The sequence below is a fragment of the Streptomyces kebangsaanensis genome (assembly GCF_001906585.1).
Classification (GTDB): Bacteria; Actinomycetota; Actinomycetes; order Streptomycetales; family Streptomycetaceae; genus Streptomyces; species Streptomyces kebangsaanensis.
Genome location: NZ_JUJA01000158.1, coordinates 105,306 through 112,077, shown reverse-complemented (window position 1 = coordinate 112,077; position 6,772 = coordinate 105,306). Strand labels below are relative to the sequence as shown.

The 6,772-nt window shown below is 74.8% G+C and carries 4 protein-coding genes; 1 reads left to right on the top strand and 3 read right to left on the bottom strand.

From position 1 onward, the window contains the following. The 3 genes from RH94_RS44945 to RH94_RS29055 all read right to left on the bottom strand — a co-directional run. Positions 1–2,454 (bottom strand): TIGR02680 family protein (locus RH94_RS44945; RefSeq protein WP_234426119.1); only part of this gene is annotated, 2,454 nt, incomplete at its 3' end. Then, the gene (locus RH94_RS29060) at positions 2,451–3,698 is read right to left on the bottom strand and encodes a TIGR02678 family protein (protein WP_073951321.1); all 1,248 of its coding nucleotides are present in this window, start codon (positions 3,696–3,698) and stop codon (positions 2,451–2,453) included. The genes RH94_RS44945 and RH94_RS29060, both read right to left, overlap by 4 nt. Beyond that, positions 3,695–5,311, bottom strand: coding sequence for a TIGR02677 family protein (locus tag RH94_RS29055; protein WP_234426118.1), 1,617 nt, complete (start codon positions 5,309–5,311; stop codon positions 3,695–3,697). The genes RH94_RS29060 and RH94_RS29055 overlap by 4 nt, the downstream gene beginning before the upstream one ends. Positions 5,312–5,634: 323 nt before the next feature. Between RH94_RS29055 and rsgA the strand changes: the two genes are divergently transcribed. Further along, complete coding sequence (gene rsgA / locus RH94_RS29050; protein ID WP_073951320.1) at positions 5,635–6,735, top strand: ribosome small subunit-dependent GTPase A; 1,101 nt, start codon at positions 5,635–5,637, stop codon at positions 6,733–6,735. The last annotated feature ends 37 nt before the right edge of the window (positions 6,736–6,772 follow it).

Sequence of the window (6,772 nt, the reverse complement as noted above, 5' to 3'; positions counted from 1 at the left end):
GTACGCGTCGCGGCGGGTACGGGCCCGGTGGGCGGCGTCCGCCGCCGCGGCGGCGAGTGCGTGGGCGTGGCGCAGGGCGGCGTCGTCGGGGACGGCGGCCAGCTCCGCGTCCAGGGTGCGGCGGCGCTGGTCCACCGAGGCGCGTTCGGCCGCCAGACGGGCCATGTCGCCTGCCAGGGTGTCGAGTTCGGCAGCCAGAGCGGCCATGCGGGCTCGCCGCGCCTCCTCGCGGGCGCCCTCGCCCACGTACACGGCCGACCCCTTCGCCCAGCTGCCGGTGAGGGCGCCGACGCGGAAGCGGCCGTCCGTCGCCACCCAGGTGTCGCGACCGGTGCCCATGGCGGCCGGGGCGGAGGCATCTTCGCCCCGGCCGAGGCCGATCGCGGTGAGCAGTCGGGCCACCGCCGGCTCGCCCACCGCCGTGGCGCGCGCGTCGCCGTGGTCGACGGCCGGGCGCAGTACGTCGGCGAGCGTCGGGCCGGGCAGCGGGGCTCCGGGCGGCAGCGGGGACAGCAGGAGGTCGTGTCCGTCGGCGTGCACGGCGGTGCCGTCCGGGCGCACCCAGGCGTCCAGCAGTCCGGACGCCTCCAACGCCGCCTCCAGGCCTGCCCGTTCGCCGGCTCCGACCTGGTCGCGGAAGTCGATCAGCCGCCACAGGGGCGCCCCCGGTGCCTGCTCGCGTACGCCGGGCGAACGGGTGTGGGGCGCGGCGGGACCGCGCTGGCCGCCTGCCTCCAGTTCGGCGAGCTCCCGCTCGGCCTCGGTGCGCCGGGCCCTGAGTCCGGCCAGTTCCTGGCCGAGAGCGGCCGTCCGGTCGGCCAGCAGCGCCGTCCGCGCGCGATGTGCCTCAGCGGCCTGCTCCCGTGCCGGATACCGGCCCTGAAGGTGCGTCACCCAGTCCTGCAGGCCGTCCAGCAGCCCGGTGGGATCGGTGACGGACAGCTCCTCGCAGGCGTCCAGGTGGGCGCGTACCCGGGCTACGAGGTCCCGGCCCGCCGCGGCCGCCCTCTCCTCCGCCTCGGCCTGCCGCACGGTCGTGTGGCCGACCTCGGTCTCGGCCTCGTCCAGACGACGGGCGGCGGCCCGACGCTCGCCGGCGGCCCGGTCGGCGCGGGCCGCCAGTGCCTCGACATGCTCGATGGCGCGCCGCCTGCGGGCCACCGACTCCTCGGCCGCACGCCGCAGTTCGGCCTCCGGTGCGCCGTCGGTGCACAGCTCGTCACCGAGCCGGGCGGCGGCCGCCGCCTCCCGTTCGCGGGCGAGCAGGTCCGCGGCCTGCTCCTCGGCCGCCGACAGGCGCCGTCCGGCCGACTCGAGGCGGCCCAGCGCCCGGGTGTGCACCCGGGCCGCCTGCTTCCGGTCCGCCTCGGCGCGTGCCAGCTCCTCGGCGCCGCGGCGCGCGTCGGCCGCCGCCTGCTCCAGCTCCCGGGCGCTGCGCATCCCGGGACCCTCGCGCAGCGCCGCCTCCTGCGCCTTCAGCCGCGTGGCCGACTCCTCCAGCTCGGCGATCCGCCCGGCGGCCGCCGCCCGGTCGGCCTCGGCCTCCTCCCGCTCGGACCGGGCCTGGGCCAGATCGCGGTGCAGATGCTCGTAGCGGGCGTGCTCACTGCGTGGCAGCCGGGCCCGGCGCCGGGTGGCCACGCGGGCGTAGCGGCGGTAGTGGTCCAGGAACGCGGAGGCGGCCCGCTCCGCCTCCGCGGCCGCCCGCAACTCCTCCTTCTCCTCGTCCAGGGACCGGAACGCCTCGGCCACGTCGGCGATCACCGCCTGGTCCATCGGCGGCAGCGCCTCGGTCAGCGCCCGGGACAGCGCCGTCTCGTTGGGCCGCTTCGACAGCTGCGGCTGGCGCAGCTGGACGAGCAGGTCGACCAGGGCGGCGTAGCGCCGCTCGCCGAGGCCGAACAGAGCCTCGTCGACCGCCCTGCGGTACGCCGTGGCCGTGTCGTACACCATGCCGCGTCCGGCGACGGCCTCCGCGAGCCGGTCCCGCGACAGCGCGGTGCCGGTCGCGTCGAGCAGGCTCAGCTCCGCGCCGATCCGCTGGTCGGTGACCGCGTACCAGTGGCGGGCGATGCCACGGCCCGCGACCGCCTTCAACCCGCAGGCGAGCGTGCGGAAACGGGCCTGCCCGGTGTCCTCGTCGATCCGGCCGAACTCGATCCAGGTGTAGCCGAGCCGCTCGGGGTACGGGTGTTCCCCACCGAGCAGCAGGTTCCACTCCATCCGCTTGCCCGGGTCGGCGTCGGGTTCCACCCGGCGGGCGGACAGGTCGCCGTCCAGGAGGAAGGGCAGGGTGAGGGCGAGCACCTTGGACTTGCCGGTGCCGTTGTTGCCGCGCAACAGCAGACGGCCGTCGCGGAACCAGAACTCCTCCGTGTCGTAGTAGAAGAGGTCGACCAGGCCGATGCGCAGCGGCCGCCACCGGCCGGGTGCGGGGACGGGCGGGGCGGTCACTGCTGCGGTGCCTTTCGCTCGGTGGTACGGGTTGTGCGCGGGCCACGGGCACCCGGCTCCAGGACCACGGTCTCGCCGACCGCGTACCGGGCCAGCGCGGGCAGCGGGACCACTCCTTCGGCGGTGCGGGTCACCAGCCCGAGCGAGGTCAGCTTGACCAACGCCTGCTCCACCAACTCCCCTTCGGAACCAGGCTGCTTGGCACTCTTGGACCAGAACCCGCCGTGCACGGAGGTCAGTTCCCGCACATGGCGTTCCAGCTCGCCGCGGCCCACCTCCCCGCCCGCGGCGGCGAGGCGCTCGGCGAGCAGCAGGGTGACGTGCCCGTGGGTGCCCTGCTCGGGCATGCGTACGTCGGTGAGGTCGTCCAGCGGGTCGACCATGGCGATGCCCTCGGCCCGTACCTCCGCGACCAGGCCGGTCAGTTCGCCGACGCGGGCGATCAGGAAGGCGCGCTGCCGGGTCAGGTAGGCCAGCTCCTCGTCGGTCAGCTCGTCGTAGTAGAGCACCGGGTCGTCCAGGAGGCGGCGGGTCAGCATCTGGCGGATCGCACGGAACCGCAGCTCGTCGCTGTCCAGGGCGTTCTCCGCGGTGAGTTCGGCCAGCCGCTCCTCGAAGTCGCGGGCGGCGATCAACGACGGGCCGTGGCGGGTGGCGAGCAGCCCGGCCAGGACGCGGCGCTGCACGTCGTACAGCGCGTCGCCCGCCCCGCTGACGTACGCGTCCTCGTCCCCGGCCACCCGCCGCAGCACCCCGTACCGCAGCAGCAGCCGCACCACCGCGGCGAGGTCCAGGCGCTCGTCGCGCCGCTCGAGCGTGAACTCCACACCGGCGGCGGCCAGGTGCGGATCGGCGGCGTCGAGCACCACCTGCTCGGCCAGGCGGCCGAGGGCGATCTGCGCCTCCCCGCGCTCGAGCGCGGCCAGCGCCAGACACAGCAGCACATAGCGGCGACGCGTCAGTGGCGCACCGGAACGGGACGCCTCCCGCGCCGGATGGGTCGGGTCGGCCAGGGTGCCGGGTGCCTTGCGCAGCCGGGCGGCCTCCGCGTCCACGCGCAGCGACCAGCCGGTGTTGCGGTCGAACCAGTCACGCAGTTCGGAGGCGTACTGCCGGACCAGGCGGAACGCGTCGGCGTGCGGGCCGCGGGCGAGCAGCAGCGGCTCGCTCAGCAGGGCGCGGGCGGCCTTGTGGAACTCGGCCGTGCGCCGGCCGTCCAGAACCTCGCCCAGAGGTGTGGTCATCGCTCCTCCCGCACCGGGGTGCCGTCCGCGCGTATCCGGCGGGTCAGGGTGAGGTCGGTGATCTCCACCGTGTGGTCGGGGCCGCGGAACACCCCGCCCGGCGTGCGGATCTCGGCCGTCGTACCGTCCGTCAGGGCGGTGAGCCGGATCTCCATCGTGCCGTCGTTGCTGGTGGCCACGGTCGTCGTCATGCCGGGCCGCCAGGTGGCCAGGGCGTCGCCGAGCAGCCGCAGGAACAGGCCGAAGGCCACCGGGTCGAGCTCCCGGAGCGCGGACAGCCGGGTGGTGCCGCCGGTCGCCAGCCGGGCGCGGGCGGCTGCGATCTCCTCCGCCTGCCGGGCGGCGATCTCCGACAGCCGCCGCCGCTCCTCGGACCGGTCCCGCACCTTGCGCGCCTTGCCGCGCCGCTCGTAGCTTCCGGTGCGGCGCAGCTGCGGGCTGATCCGCAGCGGCTCGGCCTCGGCCCACGGCGTGGACGCGGCCACCGGACGGGCCGCGCGCTCGGCGAGGGTGTCGGCGTCCACGGTGAGATGACGGGCCGGGTAGAGGCCGAAAGCGGCACGCCACAACCGGTGCCGCGCCTCGTCGTCGGGGGCCTCGGCGAACCAGCGGGCCAGGGTGCGGAAGTCCGCGGACCGGTCCGAACGTCCGGCCCGCCGCTCGTTCAACTGCCGTACGACCGCCAGGAGCTGAGGGATCGCGCCCAGGGCGCGTCCGCGCAGCAGGCGGGCCTGAGACTCGCGGCCGTCCGCGGAGACGAACCAGGCGGCGAGCCCGGCCCAGCGCCCCGCCCACCGCGCAAGGGCCTGCGCCTCGGCGGTCTCGGCCTCGTCCGGAGCGGCGTCGGCAGCCTCCCGGGCAGCCGCCAGCCGCAGCAGCACATCGGCCCGGCCCCGCGCCTCCAGCTCGCCGATGAGTACGGCGATGCGCCCGCCCAGGGTGATCAGGTCCTGGATGAACCGCTCCAGGTACTGGATCAGCCGGTCCTTGTAGGCGAGGAACACCTCGACCTGAACGCCGTGCAGGTCGATGGTGCGCTGCAGCGACCCCATGAAAGCCCGCGCGTTCTCGGCCAGCGCCTCGAACCGGCTCGTCAGCGCGGACAGGGCCAGGTGCGCCTTGGCCGCGTCCGGCTCGTCCTCGGCGGCGAGTGCCAGCAGGGCCCGCAGCTGGGTGACGATGTCGTGCAGCGCCACGGCCTGCAGCGCGCCGCGCCGCCCGAGTGCTTCGTCGTAGGCCGACAGCGCCTGTTCGGCGGCTTCACCGGCCCGGGTGAGCTGGTAGATGAAGCGTTTGCGGTAGAAGTCCTCGACCGCCGTGACCCGGGAGGTGTCCGGGTCGGCCCGCAGATTGCCCCACTCGACGAGGCTGTCCAGCGCCTTGACCACGGTGTCCGGGTCGGCGGGCCGGTGCTCCGGCTCCAGCGCCGCATGCACGTCCTCGGGCCGCAGATGTACCGCGAACCGCTCCTTGGCCGCCAGGAACGTGGTCATCACCTGTCGGTAGAGGACGGTGTTGGGGACGGTGAGGTGCGCGAAGGGGGCGTAGGAGGCGGACACGGCGGACTCCGGGTGCCCGGTACGGTCCGGATCGGCAGGCAGGGACGGCATCATCGTTGGAGCATTCTCCCCGACACGCACCCTGATCCGGGAATCGTGGCCGGAGCTTCACGCCGGGTTGCTTCCCGGGAAAACCGGTGGCGTCCGCCTGCGCGGCCCCCATAGAGTGGGCCCTGCCTTTCGCGGTGGCCGTTTCCGGTCGCCGTTGTCGGTCGAGCGAGGAGAAGGAGGTGTGACCGATGGCTGTCTCTGTGACGGGCGCTGCCCGCATCCGGAAGTTCATCCACTCCACCTCCGCGGCCCTCGGCTGACGCATCCCACCACTCGCGCACGCGTCTGTGCGCGCTGCCGGGGCCGCCCTTGTGAAGGGTTCCCCCTTGAATCTCGCTTCGCTTTCCGCTTCGCCGCACCCTCTCGCCCCGTACGGCTGGGACGAGGGCTGGGAGTCGGCGTTCGCTCCCTGCGCGGGGCAGGGGCTCGTGCCCGGGCGTGTCCTGCGCGTCGACCGCGGGCTGTGCGACGTCGTCACGCCGGCCGGTACCGTGCGCGCCGACACGGAGTTCGTCGTCCCCCGCGACCCGATGAAGGTCGTGTGCACGGGGGACTGGGCCGCGGTCGATCCGGCCGGTGAGCCCCGGTACGTCCGCACGCTGCTGCCGCGCCGTACCGCCTTCGTGCGCTCCACCTCCTCCAAGCGGTCCGAGGGACAGATCCTCGCCGCCAACGTCGACCACGCGATCGTCGCCGTCCCGCTGGCCGTCGAGCTGGACCTCGGCCGTGTCGAACGGTTCCTGGCGCTGGCCTGGGAGTCCGGGGCGCAGCCGCTGGTCGTGCTGACCAAGGCCGACCTCGTACCGGACGCGACGGTGCTGGCGCACCTCGTCCAGGACGTGGAGACGACGGCGCCCGGTGTACCGGTGCTGCCGGTCAGCGCGGTGACCGGGGACGGCCTCGACGTCCTCGCCGCCGTCGTCTCCGGCGGGACGTCCGTGCTGCTCGGGACGTCCGGGGCCGGCAAGTCCACGCTCGCCAACGCCCTGTTCGGCGAGGACGTGATGGACGTCCGGGCCGCGCGGGACGTCGACGGCAAGGGCCGGCACACGACCACCACCCGCAACCTGCTCACGCTGCCCGGCGGCGGCGTGCTCATCGACACGCCCGGGCTGCGCGGGGTCGGGCTGTGGGACGCCGAGAGCGGCGTCGGGCAGGTGTTCTCCGAGATCGAGGAGCTGGCCGGACGGTGCCGGTTCCACGACTGCGCGCACCACCGGGAGCCCGGGTGCGCGGTGCTGGCAGCCGTCGACGCCGGCGAACTGTCCCAGCGGCGGCTGGAGAGCTACCGCAAGCTCGTGCGCGAAAACCAGTGGATCGTCGCCAAGACCGACGCGCGGCTGCGCACGGAGATCAGACGGGACTGGAAGCGCAAGGGTGCCGAGGGCCGGGCGGCGATGGAGGCCAAGCGGGGACGGTGGCGTTAGCCTCACCTGCCGTTGCCGGGTGTCATGTCCGGTTCCC

Coding starts and splice junctions, on each gene's coding strand:
- RH94_RS29060 (WP_073951321.1), bottom strand. CDS start 3,698: ATGACCACACCTCTGGGCGAGGTTCTGGACGGCCGGCGCACGGCCGAG.
- RH94_RS29055 (WP_234426118.1), bottom strand. CDS start 5,311: ATGATGCCGTCCCTGCCTGCCGATCCGGACCGTACCGGGCACCCGGAG.